The following is a 13,493-nucleotide window of genomic DNA, read 5'->3' as shown; positions in this document are numbered from 1 at the left end:
GATTTAATTCTTAAAAATCAAATAAAGAATTACCATTTGCACCTTCTTCTTTTATATACACAGGTTCTCCAGAAACTGGTATAACTGGTTGAACTGTTGTTATAGGCTGTGATCCAATTACTTGCGATTGAATTTGCGGCTCCCTATACGTAGAAGATTCAACCTGTTCATCTAATAGTAAATCGCATAAAGCACGCACAACTAATAAATGTTCTTTTGACTTTTGTCCTTCGCTACTTTTTGCCTTCGCAATTTCATTCGCCATTTTATTTAAAATCTTGTCACTAGATATTTGCATTCCTTATCACCTCGTACTTTGTAATTCTTTCTCAAATTGTCCCAGTTTCTCTACTGAACCAAATACTATTATCATATCATGTTCTTGTAATTTTTCCTGCCCTGTTGGATTATGTATAATATTACCATTTCTTGAAATCGCTAATATCGTTACATCAAACTGATTCCTTACATTACTCTCTAGTAACGATTTACCGACTAGTATTGAATCTTTGCCAACTAGAATTTCTTCAATGACAAATGACTGTTCTACTCCATACAACACTGTATCAATATAATGAACGGTTAATGGATTTGCAATACCTTTTGCTATATGAATACCTGCCATACTAGATGGATTAATAACCTTATTTGCACCAGCACGCCTTAATTTCTCTTCAGTTTCTGGCTTTTCAGATCTCGCCACAATTTTAATCGTATCGTTTAATCCTCTTGCTGTTAATGTAATAAATACATTTTCGGCATCATTTGCAACAATAGCAACTAAACCAGCTGCTTTTAAAATTCCGGCATTATGTAATACTTGATCTTCCGTTGCATCTCCATGTACAAATAAAAGCTTTTCCTGCTCCAATATACTTTCATCTTTATCAACAACGACAAATGGAATGTTCTTTTCTTGCAATTCATGTACAACTTGAAGCCCCACTCTACCGCAACCACATACTATAATATGATTTTTCAACTGCGCTATTTGTTTATCCATCTTCTTCCTCCGTACTGCATGAAATAAATTCCCTTCAATAATCATAGCTGCCACTACCCCAATTGCATACGTAACAATACCTACACCAACAGGAATAATAAGGAGCGCAAATACTTTCCCTGCTTGCGTTACAGGAACGGCATCTCCGTATCCAACAGTCAATACAGTAATCATCGTCATCCAAAATGCTTGAAACAAACTAATCTCTTCAATTGTCATAAATCCTATCGTTCCTAGAATTACAACAAAAGTCATACATATAACTGCTATCCATAATTGCTTACGTGCATTCATACCGTGTTTCAACTCTTTTCTCTATCTACAATCTTTGCCAGTGGAAATAAAATACGTATATACTAGATACGGAATCTATGAAAGAGGTTGATATAATGAAGACATTTCTTTCCGCCTTACAATGGGCACTATTTATTTTAGCTGGAAGCCTTATTGTACCAATTAGTGTCGCAACTAGTTACGGTCTTGATGGCGCTGAAGCCATTGCATTCGTACAAAGAACATTATTTGTTCTAGGCTTTGCTGGTCTCTTGCAAGCTATATTTGGGCATAAACTTCCTATTCAAGAAGGTCCTGCTGGCCTTTGGTGGGGAATTTTCTCCCTTTACGCAAGTTTAGGCGTCGTATTATTTGGATCAAGCAATGAGACACTTAAAGTTCTTCAATATGCTTTCTTATTAAGCGGTATTATTTGTATTATTCTTAGCGTTTTTGGACTTATTGATAAACTCGTTCGCTATTTTACACCGACAGTCATTGGAACGTATTTATTTCTTCTTGTCGCGCAACTCAGTGGCTCCTTCTTAAAGGGAATGTTTGGCCTTGATGGAAAACATACAGAAGTACAACCTAATGTATTTATTCTTTCACTCATTGTTATTTTACTATCCTTTTTCATCATGAAGCTACCTATTATTGGACAATATTCCGTTCTTTTCAGTATCATATGCGGCTGGATATTATTCGCATGCTTCGGATTATCTAATCCAATAACACCAGTGACAGACATAATTCGTTTTCCGTCCTTATTTGTTTTCGGCATGCCTCGTGTTGAATGGAACATGGTAATTACGGTCATATTTGTTACACTCTTACTTCTAACAAATATGTTAGCAAGTATTCGCGTTGTACAAAAGGTTGTCTCTAAATATGAAGAAAATGCTGCATCAGATCGTTTTAAACAAGCCGGCATTATAACAGGAATCAACCAATTGCTAGGCGGCCTGTTTTCAGCTATTGGACCTGTCGCTATTTCTGGATCAGCAGGTTTTATTGCAACGACTAATATTTATAAACGTCTCCCTTTTATATTAGGGTCAAGCTTTATTATTGTCGTTAGTATATTCCCAAAGATTACTTCATTCTTTGCAGCAATCCCTGTTGCAGTTGGTTATGCCGCTATTTATCCTGTATTCGCAAGCATGATTGGCCTCGCCTTTCGAGAATACGAAACTGTCCAGGATAAAGAACAATTATTTAAAGTAGCCGGTCTTTCAATCTTCACAGGAGTCGGAGTTATGTTTGTTCCAGCAGGAGCATATTCCACACTTCCACCATTTCTAGCATCGTTTTTAAGTAACGGTCTCGTTCTTGGATCTGTAATGGCCATTTTGCTAGAAATACTATTTTCTCGTTCCACAGCAAAACAAATATCGTAAATTGGAAAACTTCCATTATTGCACTCTACCTTTAGAGTTGTTACGATAAAATCAAACTTGAATCATTGGGGTTTTATCCATCCCCAATGATTATTAACCGATATTATGAGCAACACACTCATAATGATTTATCTACTTCTTTTCAAAGAGGTTTGATGTCTTACTATTATTCCTCAACATCTTCATGAACATGTATTTTGATTTCAATTAAAGAAAGGAATTTTCTATATGACTTATAAAATGATTGTTTTAGATTTAGATGATACTTTATTACGTGATGACCATACTATTTCACCTCGTACGAAAGAAGCGTTAATGACTGCACAAGAGCAAGGGGTAAAGGTTGTACTTGCTTCTGGACGTCCAACGTTTGGTATGCGCAATGTAGCCAAAGAACTTCGCTTAGAAGAATACGGCAGTTTCATTCTATCTTTTAATGGCGCAAAAATTATTAACTGTAAAACAAACGAAGAAATCTTTAGTAGTACACTATCTCCTGAAATCGTTCACAACCTATTTGAAATTAGTAAAACTGAAGATGTATGGATTCATACTTATATGGGCGATGATATCGTAACGGAAGAAAATAATCCTTATACTGAAATTGAGGGCGATATTACTGGTATGCCAATTGTTGTAGTAGATGACTTTAAAGCCGCAGTTAAAGAGCCTGTAGTAAAAGTATTAATGAATAAAGAAGCTGAACGCCTTGTTGAAGTTGAAAAGAAACTTCAACAACAACTAGAAGGCCAATTAAGCGTGATGCGTTCGAAACCATTCTTCTTAGAATTTACTGAAGCCGGTGTTACAAAAGGAACGAGCTTAAACAAACTGATTCAAAAGCTTGGCATTAAGCGTGAAGAAGTTATCGCAATGGGCGATAGTTATAACGACCAAGCAATGATTGAATTTGCTGGTCTTGGTGTTGCAATGGGCAATGCACCTGATGATATTAAAGAAATTGCAAACTACGTAACAGATACAAATATGAATGATGGTGTCGCAAAAGTTGTAGAGAAATTCGTTTTAAAAACGGATGTACTTGTTTAATATTTTCATTCACAAAACCTATTTGAAGTCAAATACTTCAAATAGGTTTTTATTTAAATTCTCATGCTTTTGTGACTATATTTTGAACTTTGCACTATTCTCGTAGTGTAAACTTTCTTTTTGTATATAATGAAACAAAATAGACTATTTTATTTTGAAAAAGAATACAAATTTACTATATACAAGCATACGTTAAAGGAGGCTACTTTATGTTATCTACACCAATCGGACGATTAAGAGCAATTGGACTAGTTGAGGGTATTTCTTTCCTATTACTATTATTTGTAGCAATGCCATTGAAATATTTCGCAGGATTTGCAACAGCTGTTAAAATTACAGGCATGGCTCATGGTGTTCTGTTTATTCTATTCATCTTTGCAGTAATTCAAGTAACAATCGTACACCGTAAATCAATTTTATGGGCACTTGGAGCATTTGTTTCATCAGTTATCCCATTTGGTACTTTTGTACTAGATGCAAAATTAAAGAACGAACAACAATAATAAAAAGGTAGTTAACGACTGTTAACTACCTTTTCTATTTATAAATTTGGAATTTCCCAATCAATTTCTCTTTCTCCCATATTAGCTAAAATCGTATTTACTTTAGAGTATGGCTTACTACCAAAGAAACCACGTCTTGCCGATAATGGGCTTGGATGTACAGATTCGATAATATGATGATTCGGATTCGTAATTAACTTCTTCTTCGCCTGCGCATGGCGCCCCCACAATATGAAAATAACTGGCTTTTCACGTTCGTTCAACAGTTCAATCACACGATCTGTGAAGTGCTCCCATCCTTTTCCCTTATGAGAATTTGCTTCGCCTTGACGAACTGTCAATACGGTATTTAGTAGTAATACTCCTTGTTCTGCCCATTTTACTAAATAACCGTTATTCGGGATTTCATAACCATATTCATCTCGAAGTTCTTTATACATATTTAACAATGATGGTGGTGTTTTAACATCAGGTTGTACAGAAAAACTTAAACCATGCGCTTGATTCGGTCCATGATATGGATCTTGTCCTAAAATAACAACCTTTGTATTTTCATAACTTGTATACTGAAGAGCGTTAAAAATATCTTCTACCTTCGGATAAACAACATGCGTGCTGTACTCTTCTGTCAAAAAACTGGATAGAGTACGATAATACTCTTTCTCAAATTCTGGTGCCAATAATGGTCCCCAATCATTCTTTAAAACATTTTCCATACTGTCACTTCCTGTCTAATTAATTCAACATATCCTGTTTTGTAAATACTAAGAACGAAATAATAAGGGAAACAACTGCCCAAACAGTTAAATTCATCAAAGAAAATCCCATTGATAAGCCTTGTAATGCAGGTAATTTTCCTGATAAATAATCCGTTAATGATAAATTCACGCTAAAAATATATTTCGCACCTTCCCAAGATGTTGCGAACGAGCTTAAGATACCGCCTGCAATTAATGCAGCTAGCATAACGCCCATACCAGCTGGTGTATTACGAATTAAAACAGAGACCATAAATGATATAGTTCCGACAACGATAGCAACAAACCAGGCTAGTCCATACGCCATTAAGATGTATTGCCACTGCGGAATCAGATGCACAAAGTTCGTATTTAACGTTTCCTTATCAATGACGAATCCTGTTAAAACAGGTAAATTCCATCCCGAGTATCCAAATACAAGCCCTGATAATATGTAAGCAAACAAACCTACAAGAAACAGTATGAGCGAAATGAAAAATAACATCGTCACGTATTTACTAAGGAGTATTTTCCAGCGCCGAATCGGCCGCGTAAGTAACATCTTCATTGTCCCATCACTTCGTTCTCCTGAAACGATATCAATAGCGACAATCATTACGAGAAGCGGAATAAACAATGTAATTCCTTGTTCAATAAATGCTCTGACAAAAGTCGGTGCACCCGGTGCCATCGGGTTAATATCATGATCTAAATAATATTGTTGTTGCTCAACTCTTACCTTTAACCAATCACGCCATTCTTCTGGCAACCTAGAATTGTTCAACCGGTTCTGAGAATCAACAATTTGCTGTTGCAATGAAACCTTCCAATCAGTTGTACCGAGTCTTTTTTGTGTCGTTTCTATTTCACGATACTGCGCGTACACAAAAAGCGGGATCAAGATTGCTAAAATAAGCATGACAACAAAAATACGTTTCTTACGGTAAATCTTTTCTGATTCATTTAAAACTAGATTCGTAAATTCACGCATGCTGCTCACCCCTTGTGAGTTCAATAAATAAATCTTCTAGCGTAAATACAAGCTCCTTAACGCTATGTACATCTATTTCATTTTCTACAAATTTTTTATTCCAACTACTTATAGATGCAATATCCATGCGGCATAGTAATCGCTCGCCTTTTACACTCACTTCTCTTATTTCCTCGGCCGCTTCTAGCATATCTTTCGCCTTAGAAATTGGTGTAACAATCCATTCTACACGATCACTTGCTGTTTTAATTAATTCTTCAACCTTGGCAACTGTTATCATCTTTCCTTTATGAATAATAGCAACGCGATCGCATATCATTTGCACTTCACTTAGCAAGTGACTTGAAATAAACACGCTCATATTTTCTTCTTTCACAAGCTTATGTATAAATTCCCTAAGTTCTCTAATCCCTGCTGGATCTAAACCATTCGTTGGCTCATCTAATATAAGCAATTTAGGATTCCCAAGGAGCGCCTGTGCAATTCCAAGGCGTTGTTTCATACCAAGTGAGTACGTTTTTACCTTGTCATGAATTCTTTCATCTAAATGAACCATTTCAGCAATTTCAATAATACGTTCATCTGATATATCACCTAACATACGAGCAAATTGCTTTAAATTTTCCCATCCTGTTAAATATGTATACAACTCTGGGTTTTCAACGATACTCCCAATTTGACGCATCGCTTCTCTGAAATTTTCCTTAATCGAATAACCACCGATAGAAATCTTACCTTCTGTCGCCTTAATCAATCCGACTAACATTCGAATGGTAGTCGTCTTTCCAGCACCGTTTGGTCCTAGGAACCCGAACACTTCTCCTTGCTTTACATCAAAGGAAATATTCTCTACAAGAGTCTTGTTTCCAATTACCTTCTTCAAGTCTCGTACGGAAAGTATCGTCGTCATTTTACCCCTCCTTGTTCTAGTTTTAATTTACTTACAACATTTTGAACTAAACGTTCTGCCATATACGTATAACCTACTTCATTCGGATGAAAATGATCAGAGTATAATAAATCTTTCCCGCGGTTTTGGAATAAATCAAATGTCGGTGTAATATACACATTTTTATCGTTTAGCGCTAACTTCTCTAAAGATGCATTCCAGTCCACAACAATGTTTGAAGACCCTTTTAAATCTTCTACATCTTCAAAAGGATTGTATAAACCAAGCCAAAAAATCGGACTATTTGCATTTAATTTACGAATTTCTTCTATAATTTTCTTTGCTTCATTTTGAAACGTTTCTGTATCAGGACGATACGTCTCTAAATCTATTTTCCCGAGCGATTCCCAGCCTGGGAACAAATCATTCCCGCCAATCGTTAACACGATTACATCTGCTTGCTTAATTGAATATTGAGCGCCACTACTCTCAATTTGTTTTAATAAATCGGGCATTTTTGCACCACTAACTGCTAAATTTGTTAATGCAATTTTTTGCTTATAATCTTTTTGTAAATCCTCTTTCATTCGCCCAACATAGCCAATTCCTTCTTTATCACCAACGCCACGCGTTAATGAATCACCTAAACTAACGATTTGTAACGTTCCCGTTTTCTTTTTCTCTTTTGCCACTACATCGGTCTTTTTAATTAAATTTGAAGCTTTCGGATTTAATACATCATTTACACCTGAAACAAAGCCATGTGCAAATAAACAAAAAGATGCAATTGTAATGAGTAGAATTACTTTTACTACTTTTGATCTCATATCAAAACCCCTTTTAGCCCTCATAGATTGTCCATAATTATACCAAACGAAATTTTGAAAAGCGATTTTCACACCTTCTCAATTATGTCGTTTCTCTATCTACTAACTCTGGTAATAACTCTATATGCTTCACATCTAATTTCTCTTCATTAATCTTTTCATATAATAATTCAAACGCTTTCACTCCAACGTTTTTACTAGAATGCGAAATCGTCGTTATACCCAATATATCTGCCACCTCTTGATCATCACACCCGATAATCGTAATATCCTCTGGAATACGAACTCCTTGTTTTTTTGCTTCTGTAACCATCCCCGCTGCAATATGGTTACAAGATACAAGGAACGCCGTCGGTTTTACTGACATATGAGCCCATTCTCTAATTACATTGCGTCCATCTTCCACTGTAAAACATCCCTCAAATTTCCAGGTCTCTAACGATGTTACGATACTCTGTTGAAGCGAATCTTCGTACGCCTTCTTTCGTCTTTGGCTATTAACGCTATTACTTCTTCCAATACAATATCCAATACGTGTATGACCGGCATCTATTAAGCTTTTCATCCCACGCGAAAATACTTTGTAGTAATCGATATGGACACTTGAAATATACTTCGAATCTATTTCTTCACACATAACAATCGGGCCGAATTTCGTATATTCTTCAAGCTTCTCCTTACTATTTGTCCGAGAACAAATAATAACCCCATCAAGCTTTTTCATTTTTAACATATTTAAAATTTCTAGTTCTCTTTCTTCGCTATAATTTGTCTGGCAAAGCATCATATTATAATTATTCTTTGCTGTTTCTTTTGATATCCCCTCGATAATAGCACTATAATATTGATCATTTACGTGTGGCAATAAAACGCCAATTACATTCGTTTTTCCTTTCACTAAATGAATTGCATTCACGTTTTGCGTGTAATTTAATTCTTCTATAATTGCTAAAATTTCTTTTCGTTTCTGTTCATTTACGTACGGATGATTATTTAGTACACGTGAAACAGTTGAAACAGATACTCCAGCAAGTTCAGCAATCTTTCTTATATTTGTCATCTCATTTTCCCCTTCTCACAAAAATTCTCCCTTGACCTGGTAAGCTTTCCACAATATATCCTTTCCTAGCAAATACATTTAGAAAGGATATACAACTATGCTTCGATTCAAATTAGAATATATATTTTTCATTGGCGGTTTACTCATTCTTGCCATCGGTATTAATATGATGACAACAATTACTTCCTTTGGACTTAGTCCTTATGATTCCTTCTTTATTGCACTATATCAAAATTTTGGGATAAGCATTGGTTTTTGGATTTTCATGATTAACTTTGCCTTTACACTTATCGTACTCTTTTGGAATAAAAAACAAATTACAATCGGTACAATTGTAACGATGGTTCTTATTTCTCTTTTTGTTGATTGGATTGGTTCCATTACAACTATTATGGATGCTATCCGCTCTCTTCCAAAATATATAACACTTATTTGCGGAAATCTATTCGTTGGAGCTGGAATTGGTCTTTACGTCTCTACAAACCTTTGCGCAGCGCCTCAAGAAGCTTTCGTTTTAACGGTTGCTGAAAAGAAAAAATGGACGTTTAGAAGAACAGAGATTTCATTAGCCTTTTTATTTTTAACGTTAAGCTTTTTATTAGATGGACCTATCTATTTTGGAACAATCATCTTATCCTTTACAACAGGCTGGATTATCCAAGCATTTATTCAAGTTGGTACGCAGATTTTAAATAGAAAAGAGCCTATTAAGCAAGCTGCTTAATAGGCTCTTTCTGTTTTATGATAAGAGATACTACTTAGCATCCCCTTCAATTCGATAGTTCGCTTTCAAACAATCGATTTCTTCATACCCTTGCAACGTATGTAGAATATAATCATAATCAGCAAGAGACGCACGATGCGTTACAATTACAATTTCAGCCTTTCCTTTCTCTTCAAGTGGCATTTGAATAATCTTTTCAAAGCTAACGCCACGCTCAGAGAACAATGAAGTAATTTTTGCAAATACACCAATTTCGTCTTTTACATGCAGTCTTAAAAACTTTTTCACGACAATTTCGTCTGGCTCTTTTAATACTTTTTGATATTGTGGGACTACAGCACTATTTCCTGTTACCCCTAATCTAATATTTTGCATTACAGCAACTAAATCCGAAACAACAGCTGTCGCTGTCGGTAAACTTCCTGCGCCTGGTCCATAAAACATCGTTTCTCCAACTGCTTCACCGTACACATACACAGCGTTATATTCATTTTGTACTGCCGCAAGAGGATGTGTATTTGGAAGTAAAGTTGGTTCAACTGTAACCTCCAATTTTTCACCATCTCGTTTTGCAAGACCGATTAATTTAATTGTATAACCTAAGCTCTTACTGTATTCAATATCTTCCTCTGTAATAGAGGTAATCCCTTTTACTTTCACATCTCCAAGCTCTACATTTGTAGAGAAACCGAGAGTAGCTAAAATCGTCATTTTTCTTGCTGCATCTAAACCTTCTACGTCTGATGTTGGATCTGCTTCTGCAAATCCAAGTTGTTGGGCTTCTTTTAACACGTCGTTATATGCTCTCCCTTCGTCTGACATTTTCGTCAAAATAAAATTTGTCGTTCCATTTACAATTCCCATTACTTTCGTAATAAGATCTGAAGAAAGTCCTTCTACGATACTGCGTAAAATTGGAATTCCTCCTGCCACACTCGCCTCATAGAATAAATCAGCCTTATTATCTTTTGCTGTCGCTAATAATTCAGCTCCATGTAATGCCATTAAGTCTTTATTTGCAGTTACAACATGCTTTCCGCTTTTTAAAGCTTGTAAAATATATGATTTTGCATCATCAATGCCACCCATCACTTCGATGACAACATCAATATTTGGATTATCTAAAATTTCATTTGCATCTTGTGTTAATAGAGTAGAAGGTACCTCTACCTCTCTCTCTTTCTCAATGTTTTGCACTAATACTTTCGTTACCTTAACTGGACAACCTACTTGGTGTATGAGTCGTTCTTGATGATCCGTAATAATACGAACCACACCACTGCCAACTGTCCCAAGACCTAATAACCCAACTTGAATTTCTTTCATAGTACTGTCCACCCCTCAAAAATTGTGTTTAGATGAAATTATATGAGTAAAAAATCTGAAAAACAATGTATTTTGAACATTCGGAAAAATATAAGTTAATCTTTACAAGGAAAACGTTGCCACGTGTTACACAATCTTTCTTTACAATATATAAGGGGTTTCTTGATACACGTAATAATTCAACCAATTAGAAAACAATAAATTACCATGACTCCTCCACCTAACAAGCGGCTTTTCATCTGGATTATTATGTTTAAAATAGTTTTTTGGCACATCAATATTTAATCCCTTGTCACGATCTCGTTCGTATTCTTGTTTTAACGTCTCACAACTATATTCGCTATGTCCAAGGGCAAAAACTTGCCTTCCTTCTGGCCCAATAACAAGGTGAACACCTGCTTCTTCAGAGTTTGCTAACAATGTTAATTCTTTCACTTCTCTAATATCATTCTCTCGTACTTCTGTATGACGAGAATGCGGAGCAAAAAACAATTCATCAAATCCTTGTAACAATTTCACATGTTGCTCGCAAACCTCATGTTCAAATACACCGAACATTTTTTCCTTAAGGGGATACTTTGGAACACCATAATGATAGTACAAACCAGCCTGTGCCCCCCAGCAAATATGGAGCGTAGATGTTACATTCGTTTTTGAATACTCCATAATACGTTTAAGCTCTTCCCAATAATCTACTTCTTCAAAAGAAAGAGTTTCAACTGGTGCTCCTGTAATAATGAGCCCATCAAATTTTTCATTTTCAATATCACGAAACGTTTTATAAAAGCTCGTTAAATGGTCCTGCGCTACATTACGAGACAGATGTGATTCCATATGAAGTAAATGAACATCTAATTGCAACGGTGTGTTTCCAATTAAGCGAAGTAATTGTGCTTCTGTGTCTTGCTTCGTTGGCATTAAATTTAATATAGCAATTTTCAAAGCGCGTATATCTTGTGTTTCTGCTCGCTCCTTCGTCATTACAAAAATATTTTCTTTTTGCAACACTTTGCGAGCCGGTAAATCTTTATCAATTATGATCGGCATGTGTTTTGCCTCCAACTAGAGCTGCTTCCAAATCTGCAATAATATCAGAAACATCTTCTATACCAACCGATAAACGAATTAAATCAGATGTAACACCAGCTAAACGCTGATCTTCAGCATTTAATTGTCTATGCGTCGTACTAGCGGGATGTATAACGCAAGTTCGTGCATCAGCTACGTGCGTTACAAGAGTTGCTAGTTTTACATTTGCGATAAATTCTTTTGCTGCTTCTAATCCCCCTTTAATACCAAATGTTAAAACCCCACTAGCACCTTTTTTCAAATACTTTTGTGCTAACGAGTAATTTTCATTACTATCTAATCCCGGATAATTCACCCATTCAATACGTTCATGATTAGCAAGCCACTTAGCAACTGCCAGAGCATTTTCGCTATGACGCTCCATTCGTAAATGCAAAGTCTCTAAGCCAATATTGCTAATATATGCATTGAATGGGCTCATACAATTTCCATAATCTCTTAATAGTTGAACACGTGCTTTCACAATATATGCTGCTGCACCAAAGTTTTGAACGTAACTTACACCGTGATAACTTGGATCTGGTTCAACAAGCTCAGGATATTTTCCATTTGTCCAATCAAAGTTTCCACCGTCAATTACAATACCGCCTAAAGAGCTCGCATGCCCATCGATATATTTAGTCGTAGAATGAACAATAATATTTGCCCCATATTCAAACGCTTGGCATAAATAAGGAGTTGCTAATGTATTATCAACGATAAAAGGTACCTCTAATTCTTTAGCGGCAGCTGAAAATTCTTTGAAATTTAAAACATTCATCGCTGGATTTCCTAATGATTCTGCATAGATAAGTTTCGTCTTATCGTTAGCAAGTGCCGTAATTTCATCTGCCGTTAAATTTGGATTAAAGAACGTAACATCAATGCCAAGCTTACGTAAACTCACCCCAAATAAATTAAACGTTCCCCCGTAAACAGTTGAAGAGCAAAGTAAATGATCCCCACTACTACAAATATTTAAAACTGCGAGCATAATAGCTGCTTGCCCAGAAGCCGTTGCAACAGCTCCTACACCGCCTTCTAAATCTGATAACTTCTGCTCAAATGCGGCTAGAGTAGGGTTTCCAATACGCGTATAAATATATCCTTCTGCCTCTAAGTTAAATAGAGCTGCTAAATCATCCGAAGTATCGTATTTATACGTTGTGCTTTGATAAAGTGGTAAAACACGTGGTTCACCATTCTTTGGCGTATAGCCACCTTGCACACAAATCGTTCCTTTTCCCCATGATTCTCCCATCTCTCATTCTCCTTTCTTTTATACAAAATAAAAAACTGCCCCTTTCCTGAAAACAAGAAAGGAGCAGTTTGAAAACACGCTCTAAAGGCTCTTTCTTATCTCTCAGGATTACTACCTGCAGGATTTGGCACAATTCCGTTATACGGCTGTTGCCAAGGTTTCATCGGGCCTGTCCCTCCACCTTTTCTTGATAAGACTATGCAATTACCGTTGATTTTATAGCAATAATTTCCTAATGTCAAACAGTTTTTCTGAATGTTCTAAAATAAATGTTAACAGTTTCATATAAAGCAACAAAAGAAATATATTCTAGTCTATTTCAAAAAAGACCTTTAAAAAACTCAAATCAGTCTATAAAATTAAATAAGTAATTTAACCTAT

At 35.8% G+C, this 13,493-nt stretch carries 14 protein-coding genes and 1 riboswitch; of the genes, 4 read left to right on the top strand and 10 right to left on the bottom strand.

The window, feature by feature from the left end:
• Positions 1-10: 10 nt before the first annotated feature.
• Both ACS2FK_RS09650 and ACS2FK_RS09645 read right to left on the bottom strand, forming a co-directional pair.
• Positions 11-298 carry a YwdI family protein gene (locus ACS2FK_RS09650; RefSeq protein ID WP_001167346.1) on the bottom strand — a complete coding sequence of 96 codons (288 nt, stop codon included), beginning with the start codon at positions 296-298 and terminating at the stop codon, positions 11-13.
• Between the two features lie 6 nt (positions 299-304).
• On the bottom strand, positions 305-1,297 hold the full coding sequence (locus ACS2FK_RS09645) for a potassium channel family protein (protein ID WP_000993985.1): 993 nt from the start codon (positions 1,295-1,297) through the stop codon (positions 305-307).
• 95 nt (positions 1,298-1,392) lie between these two features.
• Here ACS2FK_RS09645 and ACS2FK_RS09640 point away from each other — a divergent pair, with 95 nt between their 5' ends.
• The 3 genes from ACS2FK_RS09640 to ACS2FK_RS09630 all read left to right on the top strand — a co-directional run bounded on the left by ACS2FK_RS09640 (position 1,393) and on the right by ACS2FK_RS09630 (position 4,229).
• The gene (locus ACS2FK_RS09640) at positions 1,393-2,676 is read left to right on the top strand and encodes a purine/pyrimidine permease (protein WP_000847031.1); all 1,284 of its coding nucleotides are present in this window, start codon (positions 1,393-1,395) and stop codon (positions 2,674-2,676) included.
• A 228-nt stretch (positions 2,677-2,904) separates the two neighbouring features.
• Entirely contained in the window at positions 2,905-3,726 is an 822-nt protein-coding gene (locus ACS2FK_RS09635; RefSeq protein WP_000221387.1) for a Cof-type HAD-IIB family hydrolase, read from the top strand.
• A gap of 209 nt (positions 3,727-3,935) precedes the next feature.
• Positions 3,936-4,229 carry a DUF3817 domain-containing protein gene (locus ACS2FK_RS09630; RefSeq protein ID WP_000953396.1) on the top strand — a complete coding sequence of 98 codons (294 nt, stop codon included), beginning with the start codon at positions 3,936-3,938 and terminating at the stop codon, positions 4,227-4,229.
• Positions 4,230-4,267: 38 nt separating this feature from the next.
• Here ACS2FK_RS09630 and ACS2FK_RS09625 read toward each other — a convergent pair whose 3' ends face one another.
• The 5 genes from ACS2FK_RS09625 to ACS2FK_RS09605 are packed head-to-tail and all read right to left on the bottom strand — an operon-like array spanning position 4,268 to position 8,733.
• Positions 4,268-4,945 (bottom strand): uracil-DNA glycosylase, encoded by a 678-nt coding sequence (locus ACS2FK_RS09625; RefSeq protein WP_063549195.1) that lies wholly within the window; start codon positions 4,943-4,945, stop codon positions 4,268-4,270.
• Between the two features lie 19 nt (positions 4,946-4,964).
• Positions 4,965-5,957 carry an ABC transporter permease subunit gene (locus ACS2FK_RS09620; RefSeq protein WP_063549197.1) on the bottom strand — a complete coding sequence of 331 codons (993 nt, stop codon included), beginning with the start codon at positions 5,955-5,957 and terminating at the stop codon, positions 4,965-4,967.
• A complete protein-coding gene (locus tag ACS2FK_RS09615) occupies positions 5,950-6,867 on the bottom strand; it encodes an ABC transporter ATP-binding protein (protein WP_000207730.1) in 918 nt (305 codons plus the stop codon). The genes ACS2FK_RS09620 and ACS2FK_RS09615 overlap by 8 nt, the downstream gene beginning before the upstream one ends.
• Positions 6,864-7,745, bottom strand: coding sequence for an SGNH/GDSL hydrolase family protein (locus ACS2FK_RS09610; RefSeq protein ID WP_154816437.1), 882 nt, complete (start codon positions 7,743-7,745; stop codon positions 6,864-6,866). Before ACS2FK_RS09610 ends, ACS2FK_RS09615 begins: the two co-directional genes overlap by 4 nt.
• 10 nt (positions 7,746-7,755) lie before the next feature.
• Positions 7,756-8,733 (bottom strand): LacI family DNA-binding transcriptional regulator, encoded by a 978-nt coding sequence (locus tag ACS2FK_RS09605; RefSeq protein WP_000181979.1) that lies wholly within the window; start codon positions 8,731-8,733, stop codon positions 7,756-7,758.
• Positions 8,734-8,830: 97 nt separating this feature from the next.
• Here ACS2FK_RS09605 and ACS2FK_RS09600 point away from each other — a divergent pair, with 97 nt between their 5' ends.
• Positions 8,831-9,457, top strand: coding sequence for a YczE/YyaS/YitT family protein (locus tag ACS2FK_RS09600; RefSeq protein WP_000943411.1), 627 nt, complete (start codon positions 8,831-8,833; stop codon positions 9,455-9,457).
• Positions 9,458-9,487: 30 nt separating this feature from the next.
• On the opposite strand, the gene ACS2FK_RS09595 is transcribed toward ACS2FK_RS09600, so the two are convergent.
• The 3 genes from ACS2FK_RS09595 to ACS2FK_RS09585 form a co-directional block, all read right to left on the bottom strand.
• The gene (locus tag ACS2FK_RS09595) at positions 9,488-10,783 is read right to left on the bottom strand and encodes a homoserine dehydrogenase (protein WP_000659109.1); all 1,296 of its coding nucleotides are present in this window, start codon (positions 10,781-10,783) and stop codon (positions 9,488-9,490) included.
• A 141-nt stretch (positions 10,784-10,924) separates the two neighbouring features.
• The gene (metA, locus tag ACS2FK_RS09590; protein ID WP_001121531.1) at positions 10,925-11,830 is read right to left on the bottom strand and encodes a homoserine O-acetyltransferase MetA; all 906 of its coding nucleotides are present in this window, start codon (positions 11,828-11,830) and stop codon (positions 10,925-10,927) included.
• Positions 11,814-13,112 (bottom strand): bifunctional O-acetylhomoserine aminocarboxypropyltransferase/cysteine synthase, encoded by a 1,299-nt coding sequence (locus ACS2FK_RS09585; protein WP_000504786.1) that lies wholly within the window; start codon positions 13,110-13,112, stop codon positions 11,814-11,816. Before ACS2FK_RS09585 ends, metA begins: the two co-directional genes overlap by 17 nt.
• 92 nt (positions 13,113-13,204) lie before the next feature.
• Positions 13,205-13,309: riboswitch (SAM riboswitch) on the bottom strand.
• Positions 13,310-13,493 lie beyond the last annotated feature (184 nt).

Source organism: Bacillus cereus group sp. BceL220, from assembly GCF_051776965.1.
Classification (GTDB): domain Bacteria; phylum Bacillota; class Bacilli; order Bacillales; family Bacillaceae_G; genus Bacillus_A; species Bacillus_A cereus.
Note: the sequence above shows the minus strand (reverse complement) of the source record. Positions and strands in the feature narration are given on the sequence as shown.

Coding starts and splice junctions, on each gene's coding strand:
- ACS2FK_RS09650 (WP_001167346.1), bottom strand. CDS start 298: ATGCAAATATCTAGTGACAAGATTTTAAATAAAATGGCGAATGAAATT.
- ACS2FK_RS09645 (WP_000993985.1), bottom strand. CDS start 1,297: ATGAATGCACGTAAGCAATTATGGATAGCAGTTATATGTATGACTTTT.
- ACS2FK_RS09640 (WP_000847031.1), top strand. CDS start 1,393: ATGAAGACATTTCTTTCCGCCTTACAATGGGCACTATTTATTTTAGCT.
- ACS2FK_RS09635 (WP_000221387.1), top strand. CDS start 2,905: ATGACTTATAAAATGATTGTTTTAGATTTAGATGATACTTTATTACGT.
- ACS2FK_RS09630 (WP_000953396.1), top strand. CDS start 3,936: ATGTTATCTACACCAATCGGACGATTAAGAGCAATTGGACTAGTTGAG.
- ACS2FK_RS09625 (WP_063549195.1), bottom strand. CDS start 4,945: ATGGAAAATGTTTTAAAGAATGATTGGGGACCATTATTGGCACCAGAA.
- ACS2FK_RS09620 (WP_063549197.1), bottom strand. CDS start 5,957: ATGCGTGAATTTACGAATCTAGTTTTAAATGAATCAGAAAAGATTTAC.
- ACS2FK_RS09615 (WP_000207730.1), bottom strand. CDS start 6,867: ATGACGACGATACTTTCCGTACGAGACTTGAAGAAGGTAATTGGAAAC.
- ACS2FK_RS09605 (WP_000181979.1), bottom strand. CDS start 8,733: ATGACAAATATAAGAAAGATTGCTGAACTTGCTGGAGTATCTGTTTCA.
- ACS2FK_RS09600 (WP_000943411.1), top strand. CDS start 8,831: ATGCTTCGATTCAAATTAGAATATATATTTTTCATTGGCGGTTTACTC.
- ACS2FK_RS09595 (WP_000659109.1), bottom strand. CDS start 10,783: ATGAAAGAAATTCAAGTTGGGTTATTAGGTCTTGGGACAGTTGGCAGT.
- metA (WP_001121531.1), bottom strand. CDS start 11,830: ATGCCGATCATAATTGATAAAGATTTACCGGCTCGCAAAGTGTTGCAA.
- ACS2FK_RS09585 (WP_000504786.1), bottom strand. CDS start 13,112: ATGGGAGAATCATGGGGAAAAGGAACGATTTGTGTGCAAGGTGGCTAT.